Origin of the sequence: Dongshaea marina (genome assembly GCF_003072645.1) — a bacterium.
Lineage (GTDB): Bacteria > Pseudomonadota > Gammaproteobacteria > Enterobacterales > Aeromonadaceae > Dongshaea > Dongshaea marina.
In genome coordinates, this window is record NZ_CP028897.1 from 191,051 (window position 1) to 206,585 (window position 15,535).

18 protein-coding genes are annotated in these 15,535 nt (G+C 52.8%); 8 read left to right on the top strand and 10 right to left on the bottom strand.

From position 1 onward, the window contains the following. Window positions 1–153: 153 nt before the first annotated feature. Window positions 154–939, top strand: coding sequence for a substrate-binding periplasmic protein (locus tag DB847_RS00965; protein WP_159084312.1), 786 nt, complete (start codon window positions 154–156; stop codon window positions 937–939). 78 nt (window positions 940–1,017) lie between these two features. On the opposite strand, the gene slmA is transcribed toward DB847_RS00965, so the two are convergent. The 4 genes from slmA to DB847_RS00985 are packed head-to-tail and all read right to left on the bottom strand — an operon-like array spanning window position 1,018 to window position 3,752. After that, window positions 1,018–1,629: a nucleoid occlusion factor SlmA gene (slmA, locus tag DB847_RS00970; protein ID WP_108649035.1), complete on the bottom strand. Its 612-nt coding sequence runs from the start codon at window positions 1,627–1,629 to the stop codon at window positions 1,018–1,020. A gap of 41 nt (window positions 1,630–1,670) precedes the next feature. Next, complete coding sequence (dut, locus tag DB847_RS00975) at window positions 1,671–2,126, bottom strand: dUTP diphosphatase (protein WP_108649036.1); 456 nt, start codon at window positions 2,124–2,126, stop codon at window positions 1,671–1,673. Continuing rightward, window positions 2,107–3,315 (bottom strand): bifunctional phosphopantothenoylcysteine decarboxylase/phosphopantothenate--cysteine ligase CoaBC, encoded by a 1,209-nt coding sequence (gene coaBC / locus DB847_RS00980; protein ID WP_108652877.1) that lies wholly within the window; start codon window positions 3,313–3,315, stop codon window positions 2,107–2,109. Before coaBC ends, dut begins: the two co-directional genes overlap by 20 nt. Window positions 3,316–3,365: 50 nt before the next feature. Then, on the bottom strand, window positions 3,366–3,752 hold the full coding sequence (locus tag DB847_RS00985) for an acetyl-CoA sensor PanZ family protein (protein WP_108649037.1): 387 nt from the start codon (window positions 3,750–3,752) through the stop codon (window positions 3,366–3,368). A gap of 101 nt (window positions 3,753–3,853) precedes the next feature. Here DB847_RS00985 and DB847_RS24135 point away from each other — a divergent pair, with 101 nt between their 5' ends. Then, the gene (locus tag DB847_RS24135) at window positions 3,854–4,108 is read left to right on the top strand and encodes a YkgJ family cysteine cluster protein (RefSeq protein ID WP_159084313.1); all 255 of its coding nucleotides are present in this window, start codon (window positions 3,854–3,856) and stop codon (window positions 4,106–4,108) included. 3 nt (window positions 4,109–4,111) lie between these two features. Here the strand turns inward: DB847_RS24135 and DB847_RS00990 are convergent, their stop codons facing one another. Both DB847_RS00990 and gpmM read right to left on the bottom strand, forming a co-directional pair. Then, window positions 4,112–5,185: a murein hydrolase activator EnvC family protein gene (locus DB847_RS00990; protein WP_159084314.1), complete on the bottom strand. Its 1,074-nt coding sequence runs from the start codon at window positions 5,183–5,185 to the stop codon at window positions 4,112–4,114. Between the two features lie 99 nt (window positions 5,186–5,284). Then, window positions 5,285–6,820: a 2,3-bisphosphoglycerate-independent phosphoglycerate mutase gene (gene gpmM, locus DB847_RS00995; protein ID WP_108649039.1), complete on the bottom strand. Its 1,536-nt coding sequence runs from the start codon at window positions 6,818–6,820 to the stop codon at window positions 5,285–5,287. 226 nt (window positions 6,821–7,046) lie between these two features. Between gpmM and DB847_RS01000 the strand changes: the two genes are divergently transcribed. From DB847_RS01000 to gpsA, 3 genes are read left to right on the top strand one after another with little or no spacing between them, the layout of a single operon-like run. After that, window positions 7,047–7,481: a rhodanese-like domain-containing protein gene (locus DB847_RS01000; protein ID WP_108649040.1), complete on the top strand. Its 435-nt coding sequence runs from the start codon at window positions 7,047–7,049 to the stop codon at window positions 7,479–7,481. A gap of 52 nt (window positions 7,482–7,533) precedes the next feature. Beyond that, window positions 7,534–8,013, top strand: coding sequence for a protein-export chaperone SecB (gene secB / locus DB847_RS01005; RefSeq protein ID WP_108649041.1), 480 nt, complete (start codon window positions 7,534–7,536; stop codon window positions 8,011–8,013). Between the two features lie 9 nt (window positions 8,014–8,022). Then, a complete protein-coding gene (gpsA, locus tag DB847_RS01010) occupies window positions 8,023–9,018 on the top strand; it encodes an NAD(P)H-dependent glycerol-3-phosphate dehydrogenase (RefSeq protein ID WP_108649042.1) in 996 nt (331 codons plus the stop codon). An 89-nt stretch (window positions 9,019–9,107) separates the two neighbouring features. Here the strand turns inward: gpsA and nfuA are convergent, their stop codons facing one another. Then, window positions 9,108–9,686: a Fe-S biogenesis protein NfuA gene (nfuA, locus tag DB847_RS01015; RefSeq protein WP_108649043.1), complete on the bottom strand. Its 579-nt coding sequence runs from the start codon at window positions 9,684–9,686 to the stop codon at window positions 9,108–9,110. Between the two features lie 73 nt (window positions 9,687–9,759). Next, window positions 9,760–10,479, bottom strand: a complete 720-nt coding sequence (locus DB847_RS01020; protein WP_159084315.1) for a ComF family protein — start codon at window positions 10,477–10,479, stop codon at window positions 9,760–9,762. A gap of 41 nt (window positions 10,480–10,520) precedes the next feature. Between DB847_RS01020 and bioH the strand changes: the two genes are divergently transcribed. The 3 genes from bioH (at window position 10,521) to DB847_RS01035 (ending at window position 12,650) form a co-directional block, all read left to right on the top strand. Beyond that, complete coding sequence (gene bioH / locus DB847_RS01025; RefSeq protein ID WP_108649045.1) at window positions 10,521–11,294, top strand: pimeloyl-ACP methyl ester esterase BioH; 774 nt, start codon at window positions 10,521–10,523, stop codon at window positions 11,292–11,294. A 67-nt stretch (window positions 11,295–11,361) separates the two neighbouring features. Continuing rightward, complete coding sequence (locus DB847_RS01030) at window positions 11,362–11,664, top strand: hypothetical protein (RefSeq protein WP_108649046.1); 303 nt, start codon at window positions 11,362–11,364, stop codon at window positions 11,662–11,664. Further along, window positions 11,661–12,650 carry a putative metalloprotease CJM1_0395 family protein gene (locus DB847_RS01035; protein WP_199911680.1) on the top strand — a complete coding sequence of 330 codons (990 nt, stop codon included), beginning with the start codon at window positions 11,661–11,663 and terminating at the stop codon, window positions 12,648–12,650. The genes DB847_RS01030 and DB847_RS01035 overlap by 4 nt, the downstream gene beginning before the upstream one ends. Before the next feature lie 82 nt (window positions 12,651–12,732). Here the strand turns inward: DB847_RS01035 and DB847_RS01040 are convergent, their stop codons facing one another. Both DB847_RS01040 and greB read right to left on the bottom strand, forming a co-directional pair. After that, complete coding sequence (locus DB847_RS01040; protein ID WP_108649047.1) at window positions 12,733–15,009, bottom strand: Tex family protein; 2,277 nt, start codon at window positions 15,007–15,009, stop codon at window positions 12,733–12,735. A 9-nt stretch (window positions 15,010–15,018) separates the two neighbouring features. Next, a complete protein-coding gene (gene greB, locus DB847_RS01045; RefSeq protein ID WP_108649048.1) occupies window positions 15,019–15,492 on the bottom strand; it encodes a transcription elongation factor GreB in 474 nt (157 codons plus the stop codon). Window positions 15,493–15,535: the final 43 nt, after the last annotated feature.

The window sequence follows — 15,535 nt, forward strand, 5'->3', positions numbered from 1 at the left end:
CCCATGTCTCGATTGTTATTAAGTTTAGTTGCTTCCTTTCATTGTCTGAACACTTCTTCCCCCATGGGCTTAGCTTCCTCTGAAATCAAATGCACTATCTTTAGGGTAGGTGTATGGGCTTTACCTGCTAACCACAGGGATTGGGGAATCGATATGAGGAGATGGGGCTGCCTGTTGCTGATTCTGCTTCCATTGCTGCTGTTCGTTTCTGCACAGCCTCGGGCAGAGCTTAAGTTTGCAACACAAGAGTTTGCTCCCTTTAGCTATATGGAAAGGGGAAAAGTTTCCGGCCCCGTTGCCGACCTGATACGGGCGATCTGTGAAGAGATGAAGCTTAGTTGCTCATTTCAGCTCTCTAACTGGCTAAGGGCGCAGTGGTTTGTGAAGCAGGGAGATATGAATGGGCTATTTGTCATCGGCTGGAATGAAGAACGTGCCAAAACCCTCTACTTTTCACCCCCGATCATCGACACCGAGTATGGTTTTTTCGTGCGCAAGGACAACTCTTTGGATTATCGTGATGAGGCGGATGTTTTGCATTATCGGGTGGGAGTGTATGGCCCATCAAATACAGAAAAATCACTACTTAAGATCAAAAAGAATATCAAGAAGATGACGGTCAATGTGAATAACGATGATGCGCGCCAGTTTAAAAAGCTATCAGCAGGGGAGTTTGATGCGATCTATTCCAACATGAATGTTGGATTTTTCCTGATTGATAAACTGGAGCTGGAAAATATCCGTTATGCAGGTACTCACAAGAAGTTAAAGTACTATATTGGATTTTCCAAAAAGCACACGCGTGCCGCGGAGGTGAACCTTTTTAACCGAACCCTGTTTCGCTTGTACCTAAGAGGGGATGTTAAGAAGATCTTTAATAAGTACCACATGACCCCCTCCAAGATCGACCCGGACAAGGTTCAAATCTATAGCCCCTGAGCCAAGGATAATGGGAAAAGGGCTGTTGGATTAAACCCAGGACGCCAGGAGCTGAATAAAGGCTCCTGGCGTTGTTAGCTACACCGCGATTGCGGTCTCTATTTCCCTGAGCTGGCTCTGGAGCAGTGGCCACTGGATCTCAAAGTGCTCGGTTGGCTTGAGCTTGAAGTGGGTGCGCACATACTGTCCCATGCGGCCTTCGGCATAGGCGAGCAGCAGATTGGCAAGAACACCCTCATCTTCTGCAAAGCCACAGCCCTCACGGATCCTTTTTTCACGCAGGATCTGTTTGAGCTGAGTCTCCAACTTGGCAAACAGGCCTGAGATCCTCTCCCGTAGCCGTTCATGCTCTCCCAGGAGTGCATCTCCGGTGAGAAGGCGGGTAATTCCCGGATTTCGCTCTGCGAATGTCAGTAATAATCGCAACAGCTGCTGACAGCGGGTCAGGGTATCCTTCTCCTCATCCATGATGAGATTGACCCTGGACAGTAGTGAATCCTCGATAAACTCGATCAACCCCTCAAACATCCGGGCCTTACTGGGGAAGTGGCGATATAGGGCCGCTTCAGAGACCCCGACTTCGCGGGCCAGCTTAGCCGTGGTTATCTTCTGTCCCGGACTGTTTTCCAGCATATGTGCCAGAGTCTGCAGGATCTGCTCTCTTCGGTTGTTTTTCTTGCTACTGGGCATTTTTATTATCCCTAATCTTCTGAAATTCCGTTGCGCTATGCTCAGTTTCGACCGGATGAACCAAAGCCACCTTCACCACGCTCACTATCATCAAAGTCGCTGACGATAGTTAACTCGGGTTGAACGACCGGAACGAAAACCAGCTGTGCGATGCGATCGCCTGGCTCAATGCTGAAACTTGTGTTGCCCCGATTCCATACCGATATCATCAGCTGCCCCTGGTAGTCGGAGTCGATGAGGCCCACCAGGTTGCCCAGGACGATGCCGTGCTTATGACCCAGGCCTGAGCGGGGCAGGATGGTGGCACAGTAAGATGGATCACTGATATGGATCGCAATTCCGGTGGGCAGCAGCTGGGTTTCTCCGGGATTGAGCTCGATAGACTCATCAATACATGCGCGCAGATCCATTCCTGCCGAGCCGGGAGTGGCATAGTGAGGAAGAGGGAACTGGGTTCCGATACGGTCGTCTAGGATTTTAAGTTCGATCTGTTTCATCTTTGTATCTTTTAGCTATGAGTGCAATGAGTTGAGAAGCGAGCTGCTGTTTGCCTGCCTGAGGCAGCTCCGCCTTGCCATCGGCCCAGAACACGGCCAGTGCATTTTGATCGCTGTTAAACCCAAGTTCGGGGTTTGCAACATCGTTTGCAGCGATCATGTCTAAATTCTTGCGTCGCATTTTGTCGACCGCGTATTGTTCCACATCCTGGGTCTCTGCCGCAAATCCTACCGTAAAGGGGTGATTGTCACTGGCAGCAACCAAAGAGATGATATCCGGGTTACGCACCAGGCGGATCACCATCTGTTCGGCATCCTTTTTCATCTTCTGCTCAGCACACTGCTCCGGGCGGTAGTCGGCGACCGCAGCGCAGCCGATGAAGATATCGGCCTGAGCTGAGCGGGATAGAACCTCCTGTTTCATCTGCTCGGCACTTTCGACATTGATTCGGGTGACGCCTGGTGGTGTCGGCAGGTTGACAGGCCCTGCGATAAGCTCGACCTCGGCACCCGCAGCGATGGCGGCCTGAGCCAGGGCGAAGCCCATTTTCCCGGAGCTGTGGTTAGAGAGAAAACGCACTGGATCGATCCCTTCCCGGGTCGGTCCCGCGGTCAGCAGCAGGCGGACTCCGTTGAGTGCCCCGGATGAAAAGTATTGGCAAACCTCACTGACCAGCTCAGGAACATCCAGCATTCGCCCCGGGCCATAGTCACCACAGGCCTGCTCGCCACTGGCTGGTCCCCAGATGGTGACACCACGCTGGCGGAGAATTTCAATATTATGCTGGGTTGCCGGATGGCTGTACATCTGCTGATTCATCGCAGGAGCGACGGCAACTGGGGAGGGAGTTGCCAGGCACAGGGTAGGTAGCAGCTCATCGGCCATCCCCATCGCCATGCGAGCCATCAGGTTGGCACTGGCCGGTGCGATCAATACCAGATCCGCCCAGCGGGCAAGTTCGATATGGTTGATGCCGGCTTCGCTTTCGGGCTCCAGCATGCTGTCTGAGACCATGTGTCCCGAGACGGCTTGCAAAGAGAGTGGGGTGACAAACGCTTTCGCGGACTGAGTCAGGACGACCCGGACATCGGCACCCTGCTCACGCAGTCGGCGCACCAGTTCGGGCCCCTTGTAAGCCGCGATTCCTCCGCTGATCCCAAGCAGAATTTTCTTGTTTTTAAGCTGCATGTTATTTGATGGCATGAGTGAGCTACCTTATTGATGGAGCAATACTTAGGTTACAGGGTGAGCTGATAGCAGGAGCCATCGGCTTCAAACTGCTGATTGACGAGCAGGGCTCTCAGTTCACTGGCTGGCTGTGGTTCAAGGGAGGCCAGATCCATGGTTATCTTCGGGTAACCCTGATCGCGCATCCAAACCTGGAGCTGCTCAAGCAGATAACGACCAACACCACGTCGACGGGTGACATCGCGCACCGTGAGAAAGCGAATCGACTCACGATCGCTCAGGGCGATGGCGACGCCCTTCTCATTGAAGATTGCTAAATGGATGGTGAGTCCCAGGCTCAGCCAGTGGCTCGCCTGCTCCGGGGAGGCAAACATCTTTTCTACATATGTTTGCTGCTCTGTAGGGATCTCATTTAAGTGATGAATTGTCAGACGCATGATGCACTCTTTACCTCACACAAAATTGTTGGGGATTTTATCATGAACTGTGATGCGGATCTGGTTATAATCCGCCTGTTTTTTGTTCTAAGAGAGTATTTATGGAGTGTCGCCCCGGTTGTGCAGCCTGCTGTATTGCACCCAGCATATCCAGTCCCCTGCCCGGACTGCCTGATGGTAAGCCTGCAGGAGAGCCCTGCCTGCACCTGGATCAGAAGCTTGGATGTCGCCTGTTCGGTCAGCCGGAACGTCCCAGGGTTTGCTCAGAATTTACCCCTTCAGCCGAAAATTGTGGCGTGTGCCGTGAGGAGGCGTTGGAGCGTTTAAGTCTATGGGAGAAATTGACGGCTCTGTAGGCTCTACTTCAACCAGCTCAGGGGGTTGACGGCGCGTCCCTTATAACGGATCTCAAAATAGAGGGAGCTGCGGCTCTGGCCACCGCTGCGACCAGCTAAAGCAATGGTCTCACCGGTTTTGACCGTATCTCCGGTTTTTTTGAGCAGAGACTGATTGTAGCCATAGAGGCTCATATAGTCTTTGCCGTGATCGATCACCAGCACCATACCAAAGCCCTGCAGCCAGCCGGCAAACAGCACTTCGCCGGAGTAGATAGCTTTGACCGGTGCGCCCTCTTTGGTGGCGATGACGATCCCCTTCCAGGGAACCTGGTTGGAGTTACTGGTATTGAAGAGGTGAAGAAGCCTGCCACGAATCGGCCACTGTAACCTCTTTTTGTAACGACGCAGGCCATCCATCGGGGCTTTCTTCTTGAGCTGGAGCTGACGTTGTTGCTCCTGTTTGAGCTGCTTTTCCAGGTAACCGGCGGCCTGTCTGAGTTGCCCCAGACTAGATGTTTCTCCTTTGAGCTCTTTGCGTAGCCTGCTGGCAACACGCTCGCGGTTTTCCTTTTGTTGCTCCAGCTGCTGTTGGTCGCTGCGGGTTTGTTGTTGAAGCTGCTCAAGATTCTGATTCGCTATGACTAGCTGCTGACGGCTGTCTGCCAGCTCCTGCATGGTTTTATCCAGCTTTTGCAACTGGGTGACCCTGGCTTTATTGAAGTAGCTGTAATAGCCCAGCATCCTCTCAATACTATCCGGGCGCTGCTGATTGAGCATCAACTGGAGATACTCACCATTTCCTAGTCGATACATGCCATCGAGCTGTTTGGCGAGTTGCTGTTTCTGGTGCTGGCTCTCTTTTTCCAGGGCCAGAGTCTTTTTCTTGAGAGTATCGATCTGCTGCTCCTGAGCCGTCTGTTGTTGCTCAAGCTGGTGGAGCTTTCGGCCGGTTGCATCGATCTGCTGATCCGTTTGTTGGATCTCTTTATTGAGTTGCTTCAGGGATTGGTTGTGCTGCTGAATGCTCTGTTGCTGCTGCTTGATCTGCTGGCGAACATTACTCAGTTCATTTTTGGCAACGGGAGAGGCTGCCATGGTGAGGGGGCTGCCAAACAACAAAAGGGCGCTGACTAACCAGCCAGCGACCCTTTTGCTTTTGTTGTTCTTTTGCCTACTCCCCTGCATGGGGAGAAATTATTTCAGAACAACCAGAGGTTTACCAGTCATTTCCGCCGGAATCTCCATTCCGATCAGGTTCAGAATGGTGGGTGCCAGATCGGAGAGTTTGCCATCTTCAACCATGCTTGCCTTGCGGCCAACATAGATGAGAGGCACCGGCAGGTTGGTGTGTGCGGTAAAGGGCTGACCATTGGTCTCGTCCACCATCTTCTCCGCGTTACCATGGTCCGCCGTGATAAGACACTCACCACCGACTTCCTGAAGGGCATCCACCACACGGCCAATGCTGTGATCGACGGCTTCGGCAGCTTTAACAGCGGCTTCATAAACGCCGGTGTGACCAACCATGTCGCCGTTCGGGTAGTTACAGACGATGACATCGTATTTATCGGACTTAATTGCACCAACCAGATTATCGGTCAGCTCTTCTGAGCTCATCTCTGGTTGCAGATCATAGGTGGCAACCTTAGGGCTTGGGATCAGGATGCGGTCTTCACCCTCGAAGGTATCCTCGATACCACCATTGAGGAAGAAGGTAACATGAGCATACTTCTCGGTTTCGGAGATCCGCAGCTGCTTTTTACCGTGAGAGGCCAGCCACTCACCCAGAGTATTTTTCAACAGCTCAGGCGGGAAGGCCGTTGGAGCCTTAATATCGGCTGCATATTCGGTCAGCATCACGAAATCGGCCAGTGCAGGGGTCTTTTTACGGCTAAAGCCCTGGAAGTCACTCTCGGTGAAGCAACGGGTGATCTCACGAGCACGGTCGGCGCGGAAGTTCATGAAGATCAGGGCGTCGCCATCATTGATGGTGGCAGCTTCAGATCCAACTACGGTTGCCTTGACGAACTCATCGTTCTCATCACGGGCATAGGCGGCTTCCAGAGCCTCGACAGCAGTTGGGTATTTGTAGGAAGTTTCACCCAGGGTCAGCAGGTCATATGCCTCTTCAACACGCTCCCAGCGGTTATCCCGGTCCATCGCATAGTAACGGCCGACCATGGAGGCGATACGGCCTTTGCCCAGGAATTTGAACAGGGCGTCAAAACGCTCCAGAGAACCTTGTGCCGAGCGAGGCGGAACATCACGGCCATCCAGGAAACAGTGCAGATAGATCTCGTTCGCACCACGTTTGGCAGCCAGCTCAATCGCTGCTGCGATATGATCTTCATGGCTATGAACGCCGCCCGGAGAGAGCAGGCCCATCAGGTGAACCGCTTTACCGTTTTTAACGGCTTTGTCGATGCCCTGGCACAGTGTCGGGTTGCTGAAGAAATCCCCATCGGTGATCGATTTGGTGATGCGGGTCAGGTCCTGGTAGACCACACGCCCGGCACCTATATTCACATGGCCAACTTCCGAGTTGCCCATCTGGCCACAGGGAAGGCCCACATCCAAACCGGATCCGGAGATTTCGGTGCTGGCATATTCTTTGGTGAGGCGATCAAGATTTGGAGTGTTGGCGTTCGCAATTGCGTTGTTCGCAGTCTCCTTGCGACAGCCCCAGCCATCCATGATCACCAGTACAAAAGGTTTTACGGCAGTAGACATCTGCATGCCCCCTTTGGGTTTAAGGTTTAGAAAGGAAAGTTGAAATCTTGAACTAGCGTAATCTTACTACATTTCCCTGATTAGTCACCCCATCCTTGATGCGGCTTCGGGTAACCTTTTGTATCAGCTGTGCAGCCCATCATAGATCTGATGCTGATATTCTGCGGCGCTGGCTGTATACTCTCTCCTCTTACTTGGGTGGATTAACAACTAACAGAGTGATGGGATGATGCAGGAATACATCACATTTTTCAGCAACCATGCGTTGCTGTCGATCGTTTGGGTCATATTACTGGGTATGCTTATCTACAGCTTTGGACGGCATTTTCTGTCCTCGGTGAAAGAGGTTTCAAGTCAGCAGCTTTCACTGGTTGTAAATAAGCAGGATGGTGTGGTCGTCGATGTGCGTGGCCAGGAGAAATTTGGCAAGGGTCATATCCCGGGTGCGCTGAATGCTCCGATGTCACAGGTGAAAGAAAAAAACTTTTCACACATTGAAAAATTTAAAGATAACCCCATCATCCTTGTATGCGAGGATGGGCAGGAGTCGCGCAACGCCGGCCGCATCATGCAGCAACAGGGTTTTAGCAAGGTTTCAACCCTCAAGGGTGGCCTTGTTGAGTGGCGGGCAGCCAGCATGCCACTGACCAAGAAACGTTAATTTCAATTGAGGCGCGCGGCGCCTCTTTTTTCATATCGATAAGGATTTTAAAATGGCTGACGTCAACAACCAGGCTGAAGAGCAGCAGGTCGAATTCGCTATCCAGCGTGTCTATGTGAAAGATTCCTCTTTTGAGGCTCCAAATGTTCCTCATATCTTTCAGAAAGAGTGGGAGCCAGAAGTAAAGCTGGATATGGACACTCGCAGCAACAAGCTGGACGAGGGGGTTTACGAGGTGATCCTGACTCTGACCGTGACCTGTACCCTGGGTGAAGAGACGGCATTCCTGTGTGAAGTTCAGCAAGGGGGTATCTTCGGTATTGGCGAGATGCCTGAGCCTCAGCTGGCTCACTGCCTGGCGGCATTCTGCCCGAATATCCTGTTCCCATATGCGCGTGAGCACATTGCGGCCATGGTTAACAAGGGCTCCTTCCCTCAGCTGAACCTGGTACCGGTTAACTTCGATGCTCTGTTTATGGCACAGATGCAGCAGCAGATGGAGCAACAGGGCCAGGAAGAGCCACTGCAATAAGGGTTTGTGATGAGCGCAGATATCACTGTCATTGGTGCAGGTTCTTACGGAACCGCATTGGCCATCGCTGCGGCGCGGGCTGGTAATAATACGGTTTTGTGGGGGCATGAGAGCGACCACATGGCCAGATTGGCCGAGGAGCGCTGCAACCAGGAGTTTCTGCCGGGTGTTCCCTTTCCCGACAATCTGCAGATTGAGAGCGATCTGGCCACGGCAGTTGCAGCATCCCGCGATCTTTTGATCGTGGTTCCGAGCCATGTGTTTGGCGAGGTTTTGCGGCGCATAGAGCCTCTGCTCCGTGAGGATTCGCGAATTGCCTGGGCAACCAAGGGGCTTGATCCCGAGGGACGGCTGCTCCATGAGTTGGCCCTTGAAATCCTTGGGCCGGATCGTCCGATAGCCGTGTTGTCTGGTCCGACCTTTGCTAAGGAGCTTGCGGCAGGATTACCGACCGCGATAGCCCTGGCTGCCAGTGATGAAGCGTTTCGTCAGCACCTGTCTGATCTGATGCATGACGGACGCGCCCTGCGTGTGTATACCAGTAAAGACATGATTGGGTTGCAACTTGGCGGGGCGGTTAAAAACGTCATCGCCATTGCAGCGGGTCTGTCTGATGGTCTTGGGTTTGGTGCCAATGCCAGAACCGCTCTGATCACCCGGGGCCTGGTGGAGATTGCCCGGTTGGGTGAAGCCCTTGGGGCTGAGGCCCGAAGCTTTCATGGCATGTCTGGTCTTGGAGATCTGGTTTTGACCTGTACCGATAACCAGTCGCGAAATCGTCGTTTTGGTCTGGCGCTTGGCCAGGGGAAAACACCAGAGCAGGCGATGGAGGAGATTGGTCAGGTGGTTGAGGGGTATCTCAACACCAAGGAGGTGCATCTGTCTGCCGAGCGCGCTGGGATCGATATGCCTATTTGTGAGCAGCTCTATCAGGTTCTGTACCAGGGGAAATCCCCTCAGCAGGCGGCACTGGATCTACTCTCCCGAGACAAGAAGGGCGAGTAAGCCTCATCAGGCTGTGCTAAAAAAACCGCTCAGTGAGCGGTTTTTTATTACCTGCTGAAAGCTAAGGCTATGGAGAGGCGATAGCTTACTTAGTAGAAGGAGTGTTGGCCTCTTTGATGAGTGGTGGCGTCTTCAACACCCTTGATCTCATCCGGGAACTCCTCAACCAGCAGTTTTTCAACCCGCTCCTTGACCGTGTAGTCGATCATCGAGCAGCCATTACAGCCACCACCAAATTGTAGGATGGCAACGCCATCTTCGGTGATCTCGGTGAGTGAAACCTGTCCACCATGGCCGGCAAGCATGGGAGCAACCTGGGCTTGCAGCATATACTCCACTCTATCGAACAAAGGAGCATCATCTGCCACTTTTTTCATTCGGGCATTGGGTGCCTTGAGGGTAAGCTGTGCGCCCATCTCTTCGGTGACATAATCGATCTCGGCTTCTTCGAGAAATGGTGCGCTGCTTTCATCAATGATCGCTTCGAAGCCATCAAATGGCAGATGGATATCACTCTCCTCCAGGGTGTCGGGAGGACAGTAGGAGACGCCGCACTCAGCATTTGCAGTGCCCGGGTTGACTACAAACACCCGGATGTTGGTGTCTTCAGGCTGGTTTTCCAGCAGTTTTTGAAAATGCGCCTGAGCGGCTTCTGAGATAGAGATCATCGCTCCCTCGTCACTAATCTTGAGTCGAATGGTCGGAATTATACGCCTGTGGGAGGGTTAAAGATAGGGGCGCTCATCGAAGCTTTTTTGGGGGGGTATAGCAGGGCACCCAGAGTTGGATAGTTTTTATCTTGTGCCCGCCAAGCAGGCGGCAGATCTCTCGCAGGGTACTTCCGGTGGTGATCACATCATCGACCAGGGCGATATGCTGTGCTTCCACCTGGGTAAAGTGAAAGGCTCCCTTCAGATTTTTACGGCGCTGCTGGCGATCCAGATCGGATTGGGGCCTGGTGGAGCGATGACGTACCAGGCTTTTTGTATCCAGGGGAATATCCAGAGCCCTCCCCAGGTGACGGGCGATCAGCTCTGCCTGATTGTAGCCTCGCTTTAGGCGCCTTCGCCAATGTAGGGGAACCGGGAGCAGTAACTCAGGAAGTGGCTCAGCTCCTCTCAGGGAGTTAAGAAGCAGATCGGCCAGCACAGGGGCATAGAGAGACTGATGCTTAAATTTAAGTCGCTGCACCATCTCGATGATGGATCCCCTGTAGTGGGCCGCAACCACCAGCCGCTGCCAGGGGGGAGGCTTGAGCTGGCAATGACCACAGATTGTTTGCTCCCCGGCGAGTGGAGTGGCACAGAGCTGACAGCGATTCTCCCTGGAGCAAAGATATTTTTGACAGTCGTAGCATAGCCTTGGTGCTTGCGTTGGCTGTCGGCATAGCAGGCAGTATCCATTGGCTTGATTGCGCAGGGTTTCCCTGAGTTGTCGATAGCTTTTTACCAGGAGTCTCATTACCATGCTCTGAAGAATGCTGATTCTTTGTTGGAGTGTAGATGAAACTCAAGATTGAAAGCTCAGGGCAGGGACCAAACCTATTGTTGCTGCATGGATGGGGAATGAACAGTGCGATCTGGTCTGAGTTACTTGGAACTCTTGAGTTGAGCTTTCGGGTGCATCGAGTCGACCTGCCTGGCTATGGATACAATCAGCAGCAGATCCCGGATCAGTATGGCCTTGAGGAGGTTGCTGAGCAGATTCATCGGGTGATGCCTGATGAAGAGTACAGTGTTGCAGGCTGGTCTCTGGGTGGACTGATAGCAATCACCCTGGCACGGCTCTTTCCGACCAAGGTGAGACGGCTGGTGCTGGTGGCCAGCAATCCCTGTTTTGTCCAGGGCGAAGAGTGGCCAGGTATGGGAGCCGACGTTCTGGCTAACTTTGGACTTCAGCTAGAGAAGAATCACCAAAGAACCCTGGAGCAATTTTTAGCCCTGCAGGCGATGGGGAGCCGGGATCTCAAGGGGGATATCCGGCTGATCAAAGAGAAACTTAGTCAGCGGGACACTCCAAATCCACAGGCACTCAAAGCAGGACTCGAACTTTTGAAAATGAGCGATCTTCGCCAGCCACTGGCTGAGCTTACATCGCCGTTATTAGTGATCCTCGGGCGACAGGATGCCCTGGTACCTCGCTCTGTGAGCCAGGCGATCTCTTCTTTGCGTACAGATGCTGAGGTCATGACAATAGCAGGGGCTTCACATGCTCCCTTTATCTCTCATCGATCAGAGTTTTTAAGCGGGTTAATCAACTGGCTGATTAAAAAATAGCCAGGTTTCTGTTCATGGGGTCTGGGATCGCACAAAATTACAGTAGGTAGGTGTGCCAGGAGGACTCATGGATATTCAATCGGCTTTTAACAGTGGAGTTGAGGGCTTAAAAAATGCTCAGCTGCAGGCATCTGAAGCTGCTCAGGCTATTGCAGATCAGACTTCGCCACGTCAGCAGGAGATCCAGGTTCAGCCAACTCAGGAGACACAGACTCAATCTGATGAGCAGCCACAAGTCAGTGATGGAAACACCAATATAACGCAGGAGCTGGTGGAGCTCAGGGTCGCTGAGAACCAGGCAAAGGCATCTGCAAATGTCGTTAAGACCGCAGATGAGGTAGCCGGGACACTGATAGACGTTCGGGTATGAGCTTAAATGTAACATTGCCCAATATAGCTCCGGCATCTCTGCAGACTTCGGTGGAGATGGCGCGCCATGATGCGGAGCGTCTGGAGCTGGTGAGTGCAACTCGCGCCGTTCAGGCTTATGCGGGAGGCTCAGGTGTTGGCTCATTTCAGCAAAAAAACCAGTCGGCCCAACCGCCGCTGGCCCCTACTTTCCAGACCATTGACCCCCCTGTCATCGACTCACCCTCTGTCCAGGAGGTGGTGAGTGAGCAGGGGAAACTTGATCCTATTCCTGCCTATCAGCAGGGGGCATCTCAAAACAGCGGCCAACCACTTCCTCAGCAAAATAACCCAGAAGATCAGGGTGAGCAGCAAAATGCCCGGGAGCAACCTGCTGCAGCGACTTCTTCCGAAACAACCTCAGCCAGTACCGCTCCTGCGGGGCCCGGAGAACTGACTCCAGCCGAGCAGCAGCAGGTCCGGGAGCTACAGAAGAGAGATCGTGAGGTTCGTGCCCATGAGCTGGCCCATGCCAGCATAGGGGGAGTTCATACGGGAGCTGCCCAGCTAACCTATCAAACCGGGCCTGATGGTCGTCGCTATGCGGTGGGAGGGGAGGTTTCTGCAGATGTATCCCCGGTTCCCGGTGATCCCGATGCAACCATACGTAAGATGCAGAAGATTCGTAATGCTGCGCTGGCCCCGGTCGATCCGTCCCGTGCCGATCTGATGGTAGCCAGCGAAGCCTCTAAAATTGAGCGTGAAGCAAGGGCTGAGATCTCTAAGGATAAGCTTGAGAAGATCCGCTCTGAACTGGATAAGGCCGAGTTGTTTGGATCGGATGATACACAAGAGCTGATATCCGCCGAACAAAAACAGCAAAGAGATGAGGGCTTCCTCCCCGATCATGCATTTTTGAGCCTGCAGCTTAGGAGCGAGGTGATCAACTATCGTTACCTGTCCTCTTCTGTGCCTGCACGTGAGCATCATCTGCTTACTCAGATTTAACATATTCACACGCTACGGGTGCCCCTCCAGATTAGCCAGCCTCTGGGCGTGCGGGCCGTTGGCCCGCACTGAAAATCAAGAGTTAGCGCTTTTTAGCCTTGGCAAAGGCGTCAGCAAAGGCACCCCCTCTCGGGGCTTGTTGCTGAGCGGTCTGTTTATTTGGCTTACTCTTTGAGGCCTTTGTTTGGGGTGGGGCATCATCGGATCGCATCGATAGAGCAATTCGTTTTCGCGCATGATCGATCTCAACCACCCGTACCTGCACCAGATCGCCGGTTTTGACTATCTCCCGCGGATCGGAAACAAAACGATCGGCCAGGGCTGAGATGTGAACCAGTCCATCCTGATGAACACCTATATCAACAAAGGCCCCAAAGTTGGTGACATTGGTGATGACACCCTCAAGGCGCATTCCGGGTTCGAGATCACTGATGCTGTTTACCCCCTCTTTAAATTGGGCAGTTTTAAACTCAGGGCGGGGATCCCGGCCGGGCTTTTCAAGCTCTCGGATGATATCTCTGAGGGTTGGAAGTCCGAAGTTCTCATCGGTGAAATCACTTGGATTTAGCTTTTGCAGCACTGAGCTGTTACCAATCAGATCGGTGATATTCAGCCCCTGACTATGGGCTATCTGCTTCACAACTCCATATGCTTCCGGATGTACCCCTGAGCTATCCAATGGGTTGCTCCCATCGCGGATCCGCAAGAAGCCTGCGCTGAGCTCAAAGGCCTTGGGGCCTAAACGAGCCACTTTTTTGAGTTGAGTTCGATTACTGAATGCCCCGTTTTGATCTCTGAACTCTACAATATTTTTCGCCAGAGTCTTGTTGAGGCCAGAGACGTGGGTGAGCAGAGCGCTCGAGGCGCTATTGAGATCGACGCCGACATGGTTTACCCCATCCTCAACCACGGCATCCAGGGTTTGCGCCAGTTGTACCTGGTTTACATCATGCTGGTATTGACCCACACCGATCGATTTCGGATCGATTTTAACCAGTTCAGCCAATGGGTCCTGTAGCCTGCGGGCGATGGAGACGGCGCCGCGAATCGACACATCCAGATCCGGAAACTCCTGACTTGCTAACTCGGATGCGGAATAGACGGAGGCTCCGGCTTCGCTGACAATTAGCTTGCTGATCCCCTCAAGTCTTGGATTATCCAGGAGATCAGCGACCAATTGTTCGGTTTCCCGGGAGGCGGTGCCGTTACCTATACTGATCAGCTCGACCTGGTGTTTTTTGCACAGGCTGCCCAGGGTCGTGAGCGCCTGGTCATAGCGTTTTTGTGGCTCGAATGGATAGATGGTCGCATGTTCAAGGAGCTTACCCGTGGCGCCGATGATGGCAACCTTGATCCCGGTTCTGAATCCGGGATCAAGACCCATGATGACCCTGGGACCTGCCGGAGCTGCCATCAACAGATCATTGAGGTTATTGGCAAAGACAGTGATTGCCTGTTGCTCTGATTGTTCTTTAAGTCGTGTCAGTAGCTCTGCCTGCATCTGGGTTGAAAGTTTACTCTTCCAACATCCCTCAACCACAGAGTTGAGCCAGTGATCTGCAGCCTTATGGCCCAGCTTGAGGTTATGGGAATGAGCTATGATGCTACAGGCATACTGCTCAAAAGTTTCGCCTTCGGCAGACTTGAGTAATTTGAGACTGAGGACTCCTTCATTTCGGCCACGTAGCAGAGCGAGAGCCCTGTGGGATGGAGTTCGGCTCAGCTTTTCACTGTGCTCGAAATAATCGCGAAACTTGCTCCCCTGTTGCTCTTTTCCCTTGACCAGAGTTGAGCACAGATAGCCCTCTTTCCAGATCCTATCCCTGAGCTGGCTAAGCAGGGGAGCACTCTCCACAAAACGTTCGATCAGAATCGACTTGGCGCCCTCCAGGGCTGACTTGCAATCTTTGATCTCCGAGCTTGGATCGACATAGTGTCTTGCTTCCTGCTCAGGGTTCAGCTGGCGGTTGTTTAGCAGGGCTTCGGCCAGTGGCAATAATCCGGCTTTGCGCGCGATTTCACCCTTGGTTCGTCGCTTGGGGCGGTAGGGAAGGTAGAGATCCTCAAGCTCGGTTTTGCTGCTGGTGCTGATGATCTCCTGCTTCAGGGCTGGAGTCAGCTTTCCCTGGCCGCTGATCGAGTCCAGCACTACCTGACGGCGCTCTTCGAGGGCTCTGAGGTAACTTAATCGACTCTCCAGAGTGCGCAACTGCTGGTCGTCGAGCCCCTGAGTTGCCTCTTTACGATAGCGTGCGATAAAAGGAACCGTATTGCCCTGATCCAGCAGCTCTATGGTGGTTTTGATCTGCTGAGGACGAACCCCCAGCTCATTGGCGATCAGATCATTAATGTTTGGCATTGTTAAGCTTTACTTTTTATATTCTATCTTATTGATATACCAGAGCTTTTCCCCTGATGGCGTTTGGACCTGAACTTCATCGTCAGACTCTTTTTTGAGCAGGGCCCGGGCCATGGGGGAGTCGATGGAGATGTGGTCATTTTTGTCATAGATCTCGTCAACCCCTACGATACGGAACTGTTTGACTTCACCCTCCTCATTTTCGATCTCAACCCAGGCCCCGAAAAACACTCTGCCATCTTGCTGGGGGGAGTAGTCGACGATGCGAACCGCTTCGAGGCGCTTTCTCAGGTAGCGAATTCGCCGGTCAGTCTCCCGGAGCAGTTTTTTATTGTACTGGTAGTCCGCGTTCTCTGAGCGATCTCCCAGGCTGGCTGCCCAGGATACCTTTTTGGTGATCTCCGGGCGTTTCTCTTTCCACAGGTAGTCCAGCTCGGTTCTCAGAGCTTCATATCCCTCACGGGTAATCAGGTTGGTTTTCATAATGTGATTGATCCAATCAATGACAGATGACTGTGTCAGTTAG